The sequence below is a fragment of the Sphingomonas adhaesiva genome (assembly GCF_036946305.1).
Classification (GTDB): domain Bacteria; phylum Pseudomonadota; class Alphaproteobacteria; order Sphingomonadales; family Sphingomonadaceae; genus Sphingomonas; species Sphingomonas adhaesiva_B.
This window is the reverse complement of record NZ_JAQIJJ010000008.1, coordinates 165,210-182,094: the sequence shown is the minus strand read 5'-3', so window position 1 is coordinate 182,094 and position 16,885 is coordinate 165,210. Positions and strand designations below refer to the sequence as shown.

At 68.9% G+C, this 16,885-nt stretch carries 16 protein-coding genes and 1 pseudogene; 14 read left to right on the top strand and 3 right to left on the bottom strand.

Translation table 11 applies throughout. The features are described from left to right. The first annotated feature begins 1 nt into the window (after nt 1). From PGN14_RS14355 to PGN14_RS14330, 6 genes and pseudogenes are all read left to right on the top strand, one after another. Nucleotides 2-2,972: pseudogene (locus tag PGN14_RS14355) on the top strand (2-oxoglutarate dehydrogenase E1 component). Nucleotides 2,973-3,036: 64 nt separating this feature from the next. Next, nucleotides 3,037-4,272, top strand: coding sequence for a 2-oxoglutarate dehydrogenase complex dihydrolipoyllysine-residue succinyltransferase (gene odhB / locus PGN14_RS14350; RefSeq protein WP_335300272.1), 1,236 nt, complete (start codon nt 3,037-3,039; stop codon nt 4,270-4,272). 120 nt (nt 4,273-4,392) lie between these two features. Next, a complete protein-coding gene (locus tag PGN14_RS14345; RefSeq protein ID WP_335300271.1) occupies nt 4,393-4,683 on the top strand; it encodes a GIY-YIG nuclease family protein in 291 nt (96 codons plus the stop codon). Between the two features lie 42 nt (nt 4,684-4,725). Next, the gene (gene lpdA / locus PGN14_RS14340; protein WP_335300270.1) at nt 4,726-6,117 is read left to right on the top strand and encodes a dihydrolipoyl dehydrogenase; all 1,392 of its coding nucleotides are present in this window, start codon (nt 4,726-4,728) and stop codon (nt 6,115-6,117) included. A gap of 130 nt (nt 6,118-6,247) precedes the next feature. Beyond that, the gene (locus PGN14_RS14335) at nt 6,248-6,448 is read left to right on the top strand and encodes a hypothetical protein (protein ID WP_335300269.1); all 201 of its coding nucleotides are present in this window, start codon (nt 6,248-6,250) and stop codon (nt 6,446-6,448) included. Between the two features lie 48 nt (nt 6,449-6,496). After that, nucleotides 6,497-6,793, top strand: a complete 297-nt coding sequence (locus tag PGN14_RS14330; protein WP_335300268.1) for a GCN5-related N-acetyltransferase — start codon at nt 6,497-6,499, stop codon at nt 6,791-6,793. 9 nt (nt 6,794-6,802) lie between these two features. On the opposite strand, the gene PGN14_RS14325 is transcribed toward PGN14_RS14330, so the two are convergent. Further along, nucleotides 6,803-7,591: a 2-keto-4-pentenoate hydratase gene (locus PGN14_RS14325; protein WP_335300267.1), complete on the bottom strand. Its 789-nt coding sequence runs from the start codon at nt 7,589-7,591 to the stop codon at nt 6,803-6,805. 84 nt (nt 7,592-7,675) lie between these two features. On the opposite strand from PGN14_RS14325, the gene PGN14_RS14320 reads away from it, so the two are divergent. From PGN14_RS14320 to PGN14_RS14310, 3 genes are all read left to right on the top strand, one after another. Further along, nucleotides 7,676-9,001, top strand: a complete 1,326-nt coding sequence (locus PGN14_RS14320) for a metal-dependent hydrolase family protein (protein ID WP_335300266.1) — start codon at nt 7,676-7,678, stop codon at nt 8,999-9,001. Between the two features lie 131 nt (nt 9,002-9,132). Next, nucleotides 9,133-9,399 (top strand): DUF2312 domain-containing protein, encoded by a 267-nt coding sequence (locus tag PGN14_RS14315; protein ID WP_335300265.1) that lies wholly within the window; start codon nt 9,133-9,135, stop codon nt 9,397-9,399. A 103-nt stretch (nt 9,400-9,502) separates the two neighbouring features. Beyond that, nucleotides 9,503-10,033: a PilZ domain-containing protein gene (locus tag PGN14_RS14310; protein WP_335300264.1), complete on the top strand. Its 531-nt coding sequence runs from the start codon at nt 9,503-9,505 to the stop codon at nt 10,031-10,033. Nucleotides 10,034-10,153: 120 nt separating this feature from the next. Here PGN14_RS14310 and PGN14_RS14305 read toward each other — a convergent pair whose 3' ends face one another. After that, a complete protein-coding gene (locus tag PGN14_RS14305; protein ID WP_335300263.1) occupies nt 10,154-11,617 on the bottom strand; it encodes an ATP-binding protein in 1,464 nt (487 codons plus the stop codon). A gap of 113 nt (nt 11,618-11,730) precedes the next feature. Here PGN14_RS14305 and PGN14_RS14300 point away from each other — a divergent pair, with 113 nt between their 5' ends. The 4 genes from PGN14_RS14300 to ruvC all read left to right on the top strand — a co-directional run bounded on the left by PGN14_RS14300 (nt 11,731) and on the right by ruvC (nt 14,140). Continuing rightward, on the top strand, nt 11,731-12,273 hold the full coding sequence (locus PGN14_RS14300) for a DUF1003 domain-containing protein (RefSeq protein ID WP_335300262.1): 543 nt from the start codon (nt 11,731-11,733) through the stop codon (nt 12,271-12,273). 29 nt (nt 12,274-12,302) lie between these two features. Continuing rightward, the gene (locus tag PGN14_RS14295; protein ID WP_335300261.1) at nt 12,303-13,046 is read left to right on the top strand and encodes a YebC/PmpR family DNA-binding transcriptional regulator; all 744 of its coding nucleotides are present in this window, start codon (nt 12,303-12,305) and stop codon (nt 13,044-13,046) included. Nucleotides 13,047-13,131: 85 nt separating this feature from the next. Then, nucleotides 13,132-13,485 (top strand): endonuclease domain-containing protein, encoded by a 354-nt coding sequence (locus tag PGN14_RS14290; protein ID WP_335300260.1) that lies wholly within the window; start codon nt 13,132-13,134, stop codon nt 13,483-13,485. Between the two features lie 148 nt (nt 13,486-13,633). Further along, entirely contained in the window at nt 13,634-14,140 is a 507-nt protein-coding gene (ruvC, locus tag PGN14_RS14285) for a crossover junction endodeoxyribonuclease RuvC (protein ID WP_335300259.1), read from the top strand. A gap of 26 nt (nt 14,141-14,166) precedes the next feature. Here ruvC and PGN14_RS14280 read toward each other — a convergent pair whose 3' ends face one another. Next, nucleotides 14,167-14,832 (bottom strand): energy transducer TonB, encoded by a 666-nt coding sequence (locus PGN14_RS14280; protein ID WP_335300258.1) that lies wholly within the window; start codon nt 14,830-14,832, stop codon nt 14,167-14,169. A 190-nt stretch (nt 14,833-15,022) separates the two neighbouring features. On the opposite strand from PGN14_RS14280, the gene PGN14_RS14275 reads away from it, so the two are divergent. Continuing rightward, nucleotides 15,023-16,777 (top strand): histidine kinase famiy protein, encoded by a 1,755-nt coding sequence (locus PGN14_RS14275; RefSeq protein ID WP_335300257.1) that lies wholly within the window; start codon nt 15,023-15,025, stop codon nt 16,775-16,777. The last annotated feature ends 108 nt before the right edge of the window (nt 16,778-16,885 follow it).

The following is a 16,885-nucleotide window of genomic DNA, read 5'->3' as shown; positions in this document are numbered from 1 at the left end:
CATGGGCTACGAAGGCCAGGATTTCGGTGACATCGCGGGCGGCGTATCGCCGGCCTTCATCGACACGCTCTATGCGAAGTACAAGACCAGCCCCGACACGGTCGAGCCGGGCTGGCGCTCGTTCTTCGAAGGGCTGGAGGGATCGATGAGCGGTCCGTCCTGGTCCAATGCGCGCTGGCCGCTGTCGACCACCGACGACCTCACCGCGGCGCTCGACCCGACGCAGATGGAGCCCGCGCCCAAGCCGCAGAAGGGCAAGCCCGCCGCCGCGGCCCCCCGCCGCCGCCGCGCCCTCGCAGGAGGATATCGCCCGCGCCGCCGCCGACGCGATCCGCGCGCAGATGCTGGTGCGCACCTATCGCGTGCGCGGCCATCTGGCGTCGAACCTCGACCCGCTGGGCCTGTCGGGGCTGCGCGAGCTGCCGGCCGACCTGACCACCGAATATTACGGCTTCACCGACGCCGACATCGACCGCCTGGTCTATCTCGGCGGCACTTTGGGGCTGCAATGGGCGTCGATCCGCGAGGTCGTCGACACGCTGCGCGCCAATTACTGCGGCAATGTCGGCCTCGAATATATGCACATCGCCGATGTCGAGGAGCGCAAGTTCCTCCAGGAGCGCATGGAGGGCAAGGACAAGGGGGTCGAGTTCACCGTCGCCGGCAAGAAGGCGATCCTGAACAAGGTCATCGAAGCCGAACAGTGGGAGAAGTTCCTGGGCCGCAAATATGTCGGCACCAAGCGCTTCGGCCTCGATGGCGGCGAGAGCATGATCCCGGCGCTGGAAAGCATCATCAAATACGGCGGCGCGGCCGGCGTCAACGAGATCGTCTTCGGCATGGCGCACCGCGGGCGCCTCAACGTGCTCGCCAACGTGATGGCCAAGCCGCTGCGTGTGATCTTCCATGAATTCGCGGGCGGCTCCGCCAACCCCGACGACATCGGCGGGTCGGGCGACGTGAAATACCACCTCGGCACGTCCACCGATCGCGAGTTCGACGGGCACAAGGTGCATATGTCGCTGGTCGCCAACCCATCGCATCTGGAGGCGGCGGACCCAGTCGTGCTGGGCAAGGTCCGCGCGATCCAGACCATCTCCAGCGATCTCGACACGCACTCGCGCGCGCTGCCGGTGCTGATCCACGGCGATGCGGCGTTCGCGGGTCAGGGGATCGTGTGGGAATGCTTCGGCTTCTCGGGCATCCGCGGCTACAACACCGGCGGCTGCGTCCATTTCGTCATCAACAACCAGATCGGCTTCACCACCAGCCCGCAGTTCGCGCGCTCCTCGCCCTATCCATCGGATGTGGCGAAGGGGGTGCAGGCGCCGATCTTCCACGTCAACGGCGACGATCCCGAGGCGGTGACCTTCGCGACCAAGATCGCGATGGAATATCGCCAGACCTTCCACCGCGACGTCGTGATCGACATGTGGTGCTATCGCCGCTTCGGCCATAACGAGGGCGACGAGCCGGGCTTCACCCAGCCGCTGATGTACAAGGCGATCCGCAGCCACCCGCCCGTCTCCGAGATCTACGGCAAGCGCCTGATCGCGGAGAAGGTGGTCGACCAGGCGTGGCTGGACGACAATGTCGCGCAGTTCACCACCCTGCTGGAGGGTGAGTTCGAGGCCGGCGCCAGCTACAAGCCCAACAAGGCGGACTGGTTCGCGGGCCGCTGGTCGGGCCTCCACGCGCCCGCCGATCCGGAGACGTCGCGCCGCAGCGTCGACACCGGCATCGAGATGAAGCTGTTCGACGCGATCGGCCGCACGCTGACCACCGTCCCGGACAGCATCGCGATCCACAAGACGCTGGCGCGCGTGCTCGACGCCAAGCGCCAGATGTTCGCCAGCGGCGAGAATTTCGACTGGGCGACCGGCGAGGCGCTGGCCTTCGGCTCCTTGCTGTCGGAGGGCTATGGCGTCCGCCTGTCGGGTCAGGATTCGGGTCGCGGCACCTTCTCGCAGCGTCATGCGGTGTGGGTCGACCAGAATGACGAGCACAAATACGTGCCGCTGTGGACGATCGAGCATGGCAGTTTCGAGGTGCTCGACAGCCCGCTGTCCGAATATGGCGTGCTCGGCTTCGAATATGGCTATGCGCTGGCGGACCCCAAGACGCTGGTGATGTGGGAGGCGCAGTTCGGCGATTTCGCCAATGGTGCGCAGATCATGATCGACCAGTTCATCGCCAGCGGCGAGGCGAAGTGGCTGCGTGCCAACGGCCTCGTCATGCTGCTGCCGCATGGTTACGAGGGCCAGGGACCGGAGCATAGCTCGGCGCGTCCGGAGCGCTTCCTCCAGCTGTGCGCGGGCGACAATATGCAGGTCGCCAACTGCACCACGCCGGCCAACTATTTCCACCTGCTGCGCCGGCAGATGCACCGCACCTTCCGCAAGCCGCTGGTGGTGATGACCCCCAAATCGCTGCTGCGCCACAAGCTGGCGGTGTCCAAGGCGGCGGACTTCCAGGGCGACAGCCACTTCCGCCGCATCCTGTCGGACACCAACGGCGCGCCGGATGCGGAGACGACGCGGCTGGTGCTGTGCACCGGCAAGCTGGCCTACGACCTGATCGAGGCACGCGACGCGGCGGGCGACACGGCGACGCAGATCGTCCGTATCGAGCAGCTCTACCCCTTCCCCACCGAGGCGCTGGCGAAGCGTATCGCGCGGATGCCGAAGCTGGAGGAAGTGATCTGGGCGCAGGAAGAGCCGAAGAACAACGGCTATTGGTTCTTCGTCGAGCCGTTCATCGAGGAAGCGCTGGGCACCGCCAATGCGCCGGTCAAGCGTCCGCGCTATGCCGGCCGCGCCGCCGCCGCCTCGCCCGCGACGGGTCTGATGAAGCGCCACCAGGCCGAGCAGGGTGCGCTGATCGCGGACGCGCTGGGCCATAATGTGCGCGACGAGATCCGCCGCACCCGCGAGGCCGAGACGACCAAGAAGGCCGGCAAGCCGGCGAGCTGATCCCACCACCCATCCCCCAGGACGAGCGTGGCCCGCCCGCGCAGATGTTGAAGGCGAGACGACAATGGCAACCGAAGTAACCGTCCCGACGCTGGGCGAATCGATCACCGAGGCGACGCTGGGCGAGTGGCTGAAGCAGCCCGGCGACCCGGTCGCGGCCGACGAGCCGATCGCCAGCCTGGAGACCGACAAGGTCTCGGTCGAGGTCCCCTCCCCCGTCGCCGGCGTGATGGGCCAGCATGCGGTCAAGGTCGGCGACACCGTCGAGGTGGGCGCGATGCTCGCCACGATCGAGAGCGGTGACGGCGCCGCTGCCGCTCCTGCCGCCGCCGCTGCGCCCGCTCCTGCGGCAGAGGCCGCGCCGGCCGCCGGCTATGGCAATCACGCCGAGGCGCCGGTCAGCAGCGATTCGCCCGCGGCACTCTCGCCGTCGGTGCGTCGCGCGGTGCTGGAGCATGGCGTCGACCCCTCGACCGTGAAGGGCACCGGCAAGGACGGCCGCATCACCAAGGAGGATGTCGCCGCCGCCGCCTCCAGCAAGCCGGCCCCTGCCCCCGCCGCGCAGCCGACGCCGACCCCGTCGGTCGCCGCGTCGACCGGCCGCAAGGAAGAGCGCGTCAAGATGACGCGCCTGCGCCAGACGATCGCCAAGCGCCTCAAGGAAGCACAGAACACCGCCGCGATGCTGACCACGTTCAACGACGTGGACATGACCGCGGTGATCGAGGCGCGGGCGAAGTACAAGGACCTGTTCGAGAAGAAGCACGGCGTGCGGCTGGGCTTCATGGGCTTCTTCGTGAAAGCCGCGACGATGGCGCTGAAGGACATCCCCTCCGTCAACGCCTCGATCGAGGGCGACGAGATCGTCTATCACGATTACGCCGACATCTCGGTCGCGGTCAGCGCGCCCAACGGGCTGGTCGTGCCGGTGATCCGCGATGCGCAGGACCTGTCGGTCGCGGGGATCGAGAAGACGATCGGCGACTTCGGCAAGCGCGCCAAGGACGGCACGCTGAAGATGGACGAGATGAAGGGCGGCACCTTCACCATCTCCAACGGCGGCGTCTTCGGCTCGCTGATGTCGACCCCGATCATCAACCCGCCGCAGTCCGCGGTGCTGGGCCTCCACCGCATCGAGGATCGCCCGGTGGTCCGCAACGGCCAGGTCGTGGTGCGCCCGATGATGTACCTCGCGCTCAGCTACGACCACCGCCTGATCGACGGCCGCGAGGCGGTGACCTTCCTGGTCGCGCTGAAGAACGCGATCGAAGACCCGACGCGGATCCTGATCGACCTGTGATCCAAGAACGCGGTGCTCCGGCGCAGGCCGGAGCGCTGGAGGTGGGGCGATGAAGCCAGACGCGATCGCCTACCCTCCAACGCTTCGGCCTGCGCCGGAGCACGGCGAAAGTGACGAACGGTGAAATCCGGATGCGTCTACCTCATGGCGAACCATCGCCGCGGGCAGACGTATCTGGGCGTGACGAGCAACCTGCCGCAGCGGGCATGGCAGCACCGCAACGGCGTGATGGACGGGCATTCGCGCGACAAGGGTTGCGTACTGCTCGTGTGGTACGAATATTTCGACGATTTGCAGGACGCGCGCGCCTGCGAGCATCGAATGAAGAAATGGAAGCGCGCGTGGAAGTTGCGGCTGATCGAGGAGCAAAATCCCGATTGGCGCGATCTCTTCGACGACGTTTGCGCGTGAGGCCAACGCTCCGGCCTGCGCCGGAGCACGGAAGGGTTTGTAATGGCTGAATACGACTATGACGTCCTCGTGATCGGCGCCGGCCCCGGCGGCTATGTCGCCGCGATCCGCGCGGCGCAGCTGGGGCTGAAGACCGCCTGCGCAGAGGCGCGCGAGACGCTGGGCGGCACCTGCCTCAACGTCGGCTGCATCCCGTCCAAGGCGATGCTCCACGCGTCCGAGCTGTACGATCACGCGGCCAACGGCACGATGGCGAAGCTGGGCATCCGGACGCAGGTCGAACTCGATCTGGAGACGATGCACGCGCAGCGCCGCGATGCGGTGAAGCAGCTGACCGGCGGGATCGAATTCCTGTTCAAGAAGAACAAGGTGACGTGGCTGAAGGGCCGCGCCGCGTTCAAGGATGCGCACAGCGTCGAGGTGGCGGGGCAGACCGTCACCGCGAAGAACATCGTCATCGCTACCGGCTCCTCGGTCACGCCGCTTCCCGGCGTCGAGATCGACCAGAAGGTGGTGGTCGATTCGACCGGCGCGCTGGAACTGCCCAAGGTGCCGCGGCACATGGTCGTCATCGGCGGCGGCGTGATCGGGCTGGAGCTGGGCAGCGTGTGGCGCCGGCTGGGCGCGAAGGTCACCTGCGTCGAGTTCCTCGACCAGATCCTGCCCGGCTTCGACGGCGACATCCGCAAGGAAGCCAACAAGATCTTCAAGAAGCAGGGGATCGAGTTCAAGCTGTCGACCAAGGTCACCAATGTCGCGGTCGCCGGCGACACCGCGACGCTGACGGTCGAACCCGCCGCCGGTGGCGAGGCGACCACGATCGAGGCGGATTGCGTGCTGGTGTCGATCGGGCGCCGCGCCAACACCGACGGCCTCGATCTGGAGGCCGCGGGACTTTCCACCAACCAGCGCGGCCAGGTCGAGATCGACCACGATTTCCGCACCAAGGTCGACGGCGTATGGGCGATCGGCGACGTCGTCCCCGGCCCGATGCTGGCGCACAAGGCGGAGGACGAAGGCATTGCGGTGGCGGAGAACATCGCCGGCCAGCATGGCATCGTGAACCACGACATCATCCCCTCGGTCGTCTATACTTGGCCCGAGATCGCGGGCGTCGGGCTGACCGAGGAAGCCGCGAAGGAACGCGGCGAGGTGAAGGTCGGCAAGTTCCCGATGCTCGCCAACAGCCGCGCCAAGACCAACCACGAGCCGGACGGCTTCGTGAAGGTGATCGCGGATGCGAAGACCGATCGCGTGCTGGGCGCCTGGATCATCGCGGTGCCCGCCGGCACGATGATCGCGCAGGTCGCACAGGCGATGGAGTTCGGCGCCACCAGCGAGGACATTGCCTACACCTGCCACGCGCACCCGACGCATTCCGAAGCGATCAAGGAAGCCGCGATGGCGGTGACGGGCAAGCCGATCCACGCGTGACGCCGTTCCCCCTCCCCTGACGGGGAGGGGTTTTCACGCCCCTGACCGAAAGTTCATCGCCCCGTCACCGTCATGACGGCCGCGCGCGGCTACCTTCCCTTCATCGATACGAAAAAGGAGAAGGAACGCCATGAAAGCCTATGCTCCCCTCGCGCTGGCGCTCGCCGGCCTCGCGCTCGCCGCCGGCCCGGCCGAGGCCAAGGGCTGCCTGAAGGGTGCCGCGGTCGGTGCCGTCGCGGGCCATATGGTCGGCAAGGGTCATGCGGTCGCCGGTGCCGCCGCCGGCTGCGCGATCGGCCATCACCGCGCCGCGAAACATCGCCGCGGCTGATGCGCTTCCCCGTCGCGCGTCGCACCCCCGGCCGCGCGACGAGGCGCCATGACGACCGACCGCACCGCCCTGGAACACGACTGGCTGACGCTGACGCGCACTACGCTGCCCGCGCTGGCCGGCCCGCGCGGCTGGCCGGTGTCCGCGGACCATTGCTTCCAGCGCATCCTGCTCGACCATGCCTGTGGCGGGTGCTGGTACGACCGGATCGCGGGCCGCCCCGCCTATCGCCACGCGCCGCCCGACCTTCTGGCGCGCGCGATCGCGCTGGGCGAGGCGGCGGCGCGCGGCGAAATCGAGATGGCCGCGCTCAACCGCCAGTCGCTGGCGTGGCGCGGCAGGTGATGCCGCGGGTCACATCGCCCGGCTACGGCACGCGATCGTGCCGCGGTGCCCGAAATCGGCGACGCACGCCTGCCCGGCGCGCACCGCATGCACCCCGGTGATCGCCCCGGTCGACACGAACTGCCCGGGTTCCAGCCGCAACCCCATGCGCGCCACCCGCCGCGCGGCAAAGGCGAGCGCCGCCAGCGGCCCGCCAGGCAGCGCCGACGCCGATGCGCGCGCGACCTCGACCCCGTCGATCCGGGTCGTGCAGGTCAGCGCCGCGGGATCGTCGAGCGCCGCCACCGGGATCGCCGCACCGATGATCTGGCCGTTGTTGTTGCCCTGATCCGGGATCGAGCCGAACGCGCCCAGCGACGGCAGCGTCGCCACCGGGCTGCCCGCCACCTCGACTGCGATGTGCGCCGTGACGATCCACCCGCGTGCCCGGTCCGGCGTCGCCGCCGACACGCCATCGGGCAGCGCGCCCAGCACCACCGCCACTTCCGCCTCGAACGCCGCCGATCCGCCGTCGAACACCGGGAACACCGCCTCGCCCTGCGCCGGTGCGTCCGCCACGCCGTCGCGGAACACCGGCCCGACGAAGCGATCCTCCCCCAGCCGCTCCGCCAGCGCGGGCGGGATGCGCCCCACCTTCCATCCCGCGATCGCGTCGATGCCGCGCCGCGCGATCCCGGCGCGCTGGATCGCATAGGCCGCCTCCAGCGTCGTCGGCACCGTGCCCGGAAACTCGGCCAGCGCCGTGCGCGTGCGCCGCGCCTCCGCCAGCCGCGCCGCGATCGCTTCCACCTCGTTCACATCCGCCCTCCGCATCGCGACGGGTGTTGAAGCATCCCGCCCCGCCGCGCTAGTCCGTTGCGACAACAGGGAGACATGGGGAAGATGCTGAAATCACTCGCCACCGCGCTGGCGGTCGTGCTGGCCGTGCCCGCCGCGGCGCAGAGCGCGACGACCACCGCCGCCACCGCGCCGCAGGTCACCTATATTCACGCCGGCAGCCTGCTCGACCGGCCCGGGCAGGCGCCGCGCGGCAACAGCACGATCGTGGTGCGCGACGGCATGGTGGCGGAGGTGCGCGACGGCTTCGTCGCCCCGCCCGCCGGTGCGGCGCTGGTCGATTTGTCGCGCCAGTTCGTGATGCCCGGGCTGATCGACCTGCATGTCCACCTGTGGGGCATCGGCGGCGATCCGCTGCGCGAGCGGCTGACGCGGATGAACATCGACGACGCGGACGACATGATGACCAGCGTCGGCAATGCGAAGAAGACACTGGCGGCCGGCTTCACCACGGTGCGCGATCTGGGCGGCAACGCACGCGGCATCCGCGCGCTGCGCGACGCGATCGAGCGCGGCGACGTGGAGGGGCCGAGCATCGTCAACGCCGGCACGATGATCTCGGTCAGCGGTGGGCACGGCGACGGCACCAATGGCCTCGCGTCCGAATGGGCGGACGCGGTCCATGCGCACCAGATCAACGTGTGCGACGGCCCCGACGAATGCCGCCGCGCGGTGCGCCAGCAGGTCGGGCTGGGCGCGCAGGTCATCAAGTTCGCCGCGACCGGAGGCGTGCTGTCCAACGTCGCCGGCGGGCTGGGCCGCGCGATGACGCCCGAGGAGATGCGCGCCATCGTCGAGACCGCGCACGCGCTGGGGCGCAAGGCGACCGCGCACAGCCATGCGGCGGAGGGCACCAAGGCCGCACTGGAGGCGGGCGTCGATTCGATCGAGCATGGCAGCTATCTCGACGACGAGACGATCCGCTTGTTCAAGACCAAGGGCGCATGGCTGATCCCGACCGAGATCGCACCGATCGCCGCGCTGGCGCAGGCGCGCGCGGGCGCGCTGCCGCCCGCCACCATCCCCAAGGCGGAGGCCGCCGCCGCCGCGATGCACGCCAGCCACAAGCGCGCGCTGGCCGCGGGCGTGAAGTTCGCCTTCGGCACCGACACCGGCGTGTCGAAGCACGGCGACAATGCGACCGAGTTCGCGCAGCTGATGGACTTGGGGATGACGCCGGCGCAGGCGATCCGCAGCGCCACCGTCGACGCCGCCACCGTGCTGGGGCGCGACGACGTGGGCGTGCTGGCGCCGGGCAAGCGCGCCGACATCATCGCGGTCACCGGCTCCCCGCTCGACGACGTGCGCCGGCTGGAGCAGGTCGACTTCGTGATGCACAGGGGCGTCGTCGCCAAACGCCCGGCCGCGTGAGGCTTGAGCGCGGCGGCGCGGGGCGATAGACGCGCCGCCGCACCCATACAGGGCTCAACCACGCCGTCCGCCGCACCGCGCCCGATTCGCGCGGCGGCGCGGGCGGCGTCTTTCATTGCGGGGACAGGTACATGGCAGAGGAACGTGGCGAGGGCATGGGCGGCGGGCAGGTCGCGGCGGACGAGCTGCGGCTGCTGATCGAGCGCGCGGAGCGCCTCGAAGAGGAAAAGAAGGGCATCGCCGACGACATCAAGGACGTGATGGCAGAGGCGAAAAGCCGCGGCTACGATGCCAAGGCGATCCGCAAGATCTTGCAGATCCGCAAGAAAAAGCGCGAGGAATATCAGGAAGAACAGTCGATCCTGGAGGTCTATATGCAGGCGCTCGGGATGCTCTGACACCGGTTCGGCTGCGGGGGACGGATACGCGCGCGTTAACGCCATCTTGGGTCTTTCGGTCGCATTTGCCGTCGACCGAACCAAAGTGGAGCAGGTCCCCCAAGTGCTGGCAAAGTTGCAAACCGGCTTCCGCCCGCGTGAGGAGCGGATCACCGTCCTGATCCCGTCGCGCATGCGCGTCGGCAGCGCGTGGACCGACGTGGTGATCCACAACGTATCGTCGCGCGGGCTGATGGGCGGGTGCGACACGCCGCCCGCGCCGGGCAGCTATATCGAGGTCCGCCGCGGCACGATCGTGATCGTCGGTCGGGTGATGTGGGGCAAGGGCCGCTTCTTCGGCGTGCGCACGCAGGACCGCATCTCGGTCAAGGCGCTCATCGACGAACCGCGGCTCGCCGGCCGCCCGCAGCCGAAGGCGCAGGATGCGGGCACCGAACGGCGTGCCGAAAACCGGCTGGCGCACGAAGCGCGGATGGCGCGCAGCGTCGAACGCTCGCGCGCCTTTTCCTCGATGTTCCAATATGTCGGCATCGTGCTGACCATCATCGCCGCGGTCGGGCTGGGCGGCAGCATCATCTACGGCGCGCTGACCGAAAAGGTCGCAACCGTGACCCAGGCGCTGGAGGTGAAGTAACGTCATCTAAGCCCCTCCCCTTCAGGGGAGGGGTTGGGGGTGGGGGATGTCTCACCGAGAATGCCGCCCTTGACTGCCCCACCCCCGTCCCCTCCCCTGAAGGGGAGGGGTGAAGAAGGTTCACGCCGCTTCCGCCGCCGCGGTCGTCCATCCCAGATGCGGGATCGTGATCGAGCGTTTGCCCGACAGGTCGGTCCGCGTCACGAACAGGTCGCGGCTCTCGATATAGCCGATCAGCCGCTTCACCCGCCCAATCGAGCTGGTGCCATAGGTATGCGCGATCTCGCCGTCGGACGGGCACGGCTCGCCGTCGCGCGCCGCGCGCGCCACCAGCAGGAACGCGCCCAGCATGTCGTCGGGCAGCCCCTGTGCCAGCGCCAGCACGTCGGCCCATTCCGGCGCGTTGGGCGCGAAGATGCCCGCGCGCGCGCACGACAGCCGCCGGCTGAACGCGGGCAGGTCCAGCGCCGGGCGCGCCACGCCGGCCATCCGGCAGCGTACCTGGAAATCCTGGAACAGCACCGCGGCGGGACGCCCCTCGCTCTCGCCATCGGCGACGATCGCGCGCAGCACCTCGGCATAGACCGTCTCGACCTCCTCGTCCGATCGCTCGGGCAGGGTCGGTGCGGGCGTCGCCGGAGCGGCCGGCGTCGCGATCTCCGCCAGCAATTCCTGTTCCGGCACACGCCGCGGGCGCGGATCGAACGTCATGGGCAGCGTCGGTGCCGCGTCGGGCGTCACGTCCAGCAGCGCCGCCATATCGACCGCGCCCGCCTGCGGCAGCGGCACCAGCTTGGGGCTGCCGCTGCGCGCCTGCGTCTCGACCGCGCCGATCCGCACCGTCAGCGGGCGCCGCGATACCGCCGGCCCCAGCGCCAGAAAGGTGCCGCGCGCCAGATCGCGGATCGTCTCCGCCTGCCGCCGTTCCATCCCCAGCAGATCGGCGGCGCGCGCCATGTCGATGTCGAGGAAGGTGCGCCCCATCAGGAAGTTGCTCGCCTCTGCCGCGACGTTCTTGGCCAGCTTCGCCAGCCGCTGCGTCGCGATCACCCCGGCGAGGCCGCGCTTGCGCCCGCGGCACATCAGGTTGGTCATCGCGCTGAGCGAGGCGCGGCGCACCTCCTCCGCCACCTCGCCGCCCGTCGTAGGAGCAAACAATTGCGCCTCGTCCACCACCACCAGCGCGGGATACCAATGTTCGCGCGGCGCATCGAACAGCGCGTTCAGGAAACCGGCGGCGCAGCGCATCTGCCCCTCCGCCTCCAGCCCTTCCAGCGACAGCACCACGCTGGCGCGATGTTCGCGAAGGCGAGCGGCGATTCGTGCCACCTCGCGCTCGGCATAATCGGCGCCTTCGATCACGACATGGCCATAGCGTTCGGACAGCGTGACGAAGTCGCCCTCCGGATCGATCACCACCTGCTGCACCTGCCCGGCGGAGCGCTCCAGCAGCCGGCGCAGCAGATGCGACTTTCCCGACCCCGAATTGCCCTGGACGAGCAGGCGGGTGGCGAGCAGTTCTTCGAGGTCCATCGTCACGGGCGCGCCCGACGTATCGGTGCCCATGTCCACGCTAACGGTCATGATCGCCGCCCGTGTGGCCCATCATCCCGGTCGGGAGCAAGGGGTTTGCGGCGGGTTGGCGATCGTCGCGCGCGGGTCTAGGGCGCGTCCGCACCTTTCGGAACGGAACCGTCATGGCCCAGCGCCCGCCGATCGCCGACCTCGCCTTGCGCCTGTTGCGCAAGGCTCCCCATGCGCTCGACGCGGAGGAGCGCCGCGTCCTCGACAGTATCGACGCGGGCACGCTGGTCGCGCGCGATGCCGCGGACGAGGCGGATTTGCGCGCCAGCGTCGGCGACCGGCTGGCCGACAAGGTGGCCGCGATCGGCGGTTCCTGGGGCTTCATCATCGCCTTCACGGTGGTGCTGATCGGCTGGATGCTGCTCAACACCGACGTGCTGGCGCGATTCGGGTGGCAGTTCGATCCCTATCCCTACATCTTCCTCAACCTGATGCTGTCGACGCTGGCCGCGATCCAGGCGCCGGTCATCATGATGAGCCAGAACCGCCAGGCGGCGAAGGACCGACTCGCCGCCAGCCTGGATTACGAGACGAATTTGCGGGCCGAGCTGGAGATCCTGCGCCTGCACGAGAAGCTGGACCTGCTGGTCGCCGACCGTCTGGCGACGCTGGAGGATAAAATCGATCGCTTGGCGAACGCGGGTCCGGCAGCCTAAAGGCACGGGATTATCCGTCAGAGGCGACCATGGCAGGCCATTCCAAGTTCAAGAACATCATGCATCGCAAGGGCGCGCAGGACAAGAAGCGCTCCGGCATGTTCTCCAAGCTCAGCCGCGAGATCACGGTCGCGGCCAAGATGGGTCTGCCCGACCCCGACATGAACCCGCGGCTGCGCGCCGCGGTCAACGCCGCCAAGGCGCAGTCGATGCCCAAGGACAATATCCAGCGCGCGATCGACAAGGCGTCGAAGGGCGACACGGAGAATTACGAGGAAATCCGCTACGAGGGCTTCGGCCCCGGCGGCGTCAGCCTCATCATCGAGGCGCTGACCGACAATCGCAACCGCACCGCCACCAACGTGCGCACCGCGGTCAGCAAGAACGGCGGCAATCTGGGCGCGAGCGGATCGGTCAGTCACGGCTTCGACCGGATGGGCCTGATCACCTATCCCGCCACGGCTGGCGACGCCGAAAAGGTGTTCGAGGCCGCGCTGGAGGCGGGGGCGGAAGACGTCACCTCGACCGAGGAAGGCCATGAGATCTGGACCGAACAGGGCGCGCTGCACGAAGTCGCCAAGGCGCTGGAGCCGGTGCTGGGCGAGGCCGAGGGCGCGAAACTCGCCTGGCGCCCGCAGACGATGGTCGACGTGGCCGAGGGCGACGCCGCGACGCTGTTCAAGCTGATCGACGCGCTGGACGACGACGACGACGTTCAGACGGTATGGGGCAATTACGAGGTGTCCGACGAGGTGATGGCCAAGCTGGGGTGATGCCGATGTCCCCCTCCCCTTCAGGGGAGGGGCTAGGGGTGGGGCAGTGACGAGCGATAGGGAGCGACAGGCGAGAGCGGCGGACATGCGCCGCAACCCTACGGAGTGGGAAAAGCGCTTGTGGCGCGCACTGTCCGCCTCCCGCCTCGGCTTCAAGTTCCGCCGCCAGCACGTGATTGCGCCCTACATCTGCGACTTCTTCTGCCCGGCGAAGGGGTTGATCGTGGAGGTCGACGGCAACACGCATAATATTGAAAGGGATGCGGTTCGCGACCAAGCGCTCGCCCACCAAGGTTTCCTCACCCTCCGCTTCACCAACACGGATGTCCGCGACAACATGGAAGGCGTCCTGCTCACGATCGTGGCCGCGCTGAAGAACCAACCCGGTCGCTGGTCCGTCCCCCACCCCAACCCCTCCCCTAAAGGGGAGGGGCTTTGATGTTTGCCATGCCGCGCAGCGGCCGTCATCCGCGCACCATCCGTGATGACGCGTGTCCGCCGCCCCACACGCACCCTCTCCGCGTCTCCGCGCCGCCGCGTGAACCCACCTTCTTCTTCGCGTCGTCGTGTCGTCGCGTGAACACCCCATGCTGATCCTTGGCCTCGACCCCGGTCTCGGCACCACCGGCTGGGGCGTCATCCGGGCGGAGGGCAATCGCCTGTCGCACATCGCCAACGGCCAGATCCGCACCGATCCGTCCGCTCCGCTGCCGCGTCGCCTCACCAACCTCTACACCGCGCTGATCGACGTCATCCGTGCCGAGCGCCCCGACGGTGCCGCGGTGGAGGAGGTGCTGGGCAACACCAACGCGCAATCCACGCTGAAGCTGGGGCAGGCGCGCGGCGTCGTGCTGCTGGCGGCGGGGGGATCGGGGCTGGCGATCGGCGAATATCATCCCTCCACCGTCAAGAAGGCGGTGGTCGGCACCGGCGGCGCGGAGAAGCGCCAGATCCAGGCGATGATGGCGGTGCTGCTGCCCGGCGCGAAGCTCGCCGGCCCCGACGCCGCCGATGCGCTCGCGGTCGCGATCTGCCACGCGCATCACATGGCGAGCGCGCAGGGGATGATGCGCCGCGCCCGCCCCGGCGCCTAGACCGGAGCGGGCGCGGCGCCCTCACCTCATCGCGGCAGTTGCCAGCGCACCCGGTCGCTGTACGTCGACGCGACGCGCGCCCCGCCATCGTCGCGCGCCGGCTCGAACCGCGCGCGTTTCGCATAGAGCCGGCACGTCGCCTGATCGAGCGCCGCCGACCCGCTCGACTGCGTCACGGTGCACGACGTCACGCGGCCGTCGGCATCGATCGCGACCGTGATCGCGACGGTCCCCTGCTCCTCGGCGCGGATCGCGGAGGACGGATAGTCCTCGGTCGTGATCCATTCGCTGCGTGTGCCCCTGGTGCGGACCCCGCTCGCCCTGCTTGCCGGGGTCACCGACGGCTGCGGTTGCGGCTGCGGCGTGCCCGTCGCATCGGGCAGCGGATCAAGCCGGAACGGCTGCACCGGCTCGACATAGGGCCGTTCGATCGGCGGCAGGTCGATGATCGTCGTCGTGGTCGTCGTGGTCTGTCGCACCGGCTGCTGCGGCTTGGGCAGGTCGCGCGGCTGCGGCGGCGGCGGATCGACCGGCAGCGGCACGTTGGTCGTCGTCAGCGTGCGCGTCACCCCGCGCACCACGTCCACCATCATGCCCGTGACGAACGCATAACCGATGATACCGTGGATCAGCGCAACGCCCGCGATCGTCGTGATGCGCCGCGAACCGGGAACCTGATCGGCATAGGCCATGTGACTTCCCTCCGTTCCGGAGTGTCGCGGACGCTGGATGCCGCCCGTCGACGAACCTCCGAGCGTGAAGGCTGCGCCCGTCGCCCCCGCTCGGGCAAGCGACTTAGTTCGCGTTGTGACCGCCACCGCACCGGCATGGCACGCGCTTCGTGCTTGCCTTGCCCGCAAACCATTGCCAACGCTCGCCCGCATGATCGACGACGATACCGGCGGCGGCCCCGACTCCCATCGTGACATGGACCCCACCGGCCTCGCCGCCGGGCGCCCGGCCGGGGGATCGATGGACACCGGCGCCAGCGAGCCGATCGAGCGCCCCGGCCTGCATCACTGGCGCGAAAGCACGATCACCGACGCCGACCTCAGCGATCGGGGCGGCGTGTTCTTCGCCGCGATCGAGATGACGCGGATGCCGATGATCCTGACCGATCCCAATCTGGACGACAATCCGATCGTCTTCGCCAACAAGGCGTTCTTCGACCTTACCGGCTATGAGGAGGACGAGGTTCTCGGGCGCAACTGCCGCTTCCTCCAGGGTGCGCAGACCGATCGCCACGCGGTCGCGGAATTGCGCGAGGCGGTGGAGAAGCGCTCGGCGATCGCGCTGGAGCTGCTCAACTACCGCCGCGACGGCTCGCCGTTCTGGAATGCGGTGTTCATCGGCCCGGTCTATGACAAGGAGGGCGCGCTGCGCTATTTCTTCGCCAGCCAGCTCGACGTCACGCGCCGCCGCAACACCGAGCAGAGCTATCGCCAGGCGCAGAAGATGGAGTCGATCGGCCAGCTGACCGCCGGGCTGGCGCACGATTTCAACAACCTGCTACAGGTCGTGAACGGCAATCTGGAGCTGGTCGCCGCCACCAACGACCCCGAGCGCGTGAAACGCTACGTCGCCGCCGCGCAATCCGCGGCGGAGCGCGGCGCGAAGCTGACGCGCCAGTTGCTGGCCTTCGCGCGCAAGACCCGGCTGGAGCCGCGCCCCCTCGACCTGTCGCAGCTGGTCAGCGAGTTTTCCGACCTGATCGAAAGCTCGGTCAACAAGCAGGTCGACATCCATCTTAGCCTGCGCCGCCGCCTGCCGCATGTCGTGGTCGATCCCGACCAGCTGGAGATGGCGTTGCTCAACATCGTCAACAACGCGCGCGACGCGATGCCCGATGGCGGGCTGGTGACGATCTCCACGCTTCCCTATGGGTTCGCGGGCGACGATTCGGTCGATCTCGCACCGGGCGACTATGTCGCGCTCCAGGTGGAGGACGAGGGCCATGGCATGAGCGCCGACGTGCGCGAGCGCGCGTCCGAGCCGTTCTTCACCACCAAGGGCGTCGGCAAGGGCACCGGGCTGGGGCTCGCGATGGCCAGCGGGTTCGCGCGCCAGTCGGGCGGGCGGCTGGAGATCGACAGCGAGCCGGGGCGCGGCACGCGCATCCGCATGCTGTTCCCGGTGATGCGCGCGGACCGTGAGGACGCCGCGCCGCGCCAGCACGTCCCGGCACAGGCGCTGCCCTCGGGTGACGGCAGTCCGCCGCACGTGCTGGTGGTGGAGGACAATGACGAGGTGCTGGCGATCGCACGCGAGATCCTGGAGAGCGCCGGATATCGCGTCTCGACCGCGATCAGCGGCGACGAGGGGCTGCGCTTCTTCGACGCGACGCATGCGCAGCATCGCATCGACCTGCTGTTCACCGATCTGGTCATGCCGGGCGGGATGAACGGGCTGATGCTGGCGGACGCGATCACCGAGCGCGATCCGCAGGTGTCGGTGCTGATGACCACCGGCTATAACGAGGAGCTGGTCATCAACGGTCCGCGCGCGCGCACCACCGACGTGCTGAGCAAGCCCTATCGCCGGTCCGAGCTGCTCGACCGCATCAGCCAGGCACTCAACCGCCGCGGCGAAGGCCAGCCGCGCCGCCAGCGCTCCGAATTCGGTGCGGCGCAGGCGTGAAGGACGCATCACCCTCACCCTTCCGGCGCTGCGCGCCTCCCTCCCTCTCCCGCCGGGAGAGGGAAGGGGCCCGCCCGGCGCAGCCGGGTGGGAAGGGTGAGGGCGACG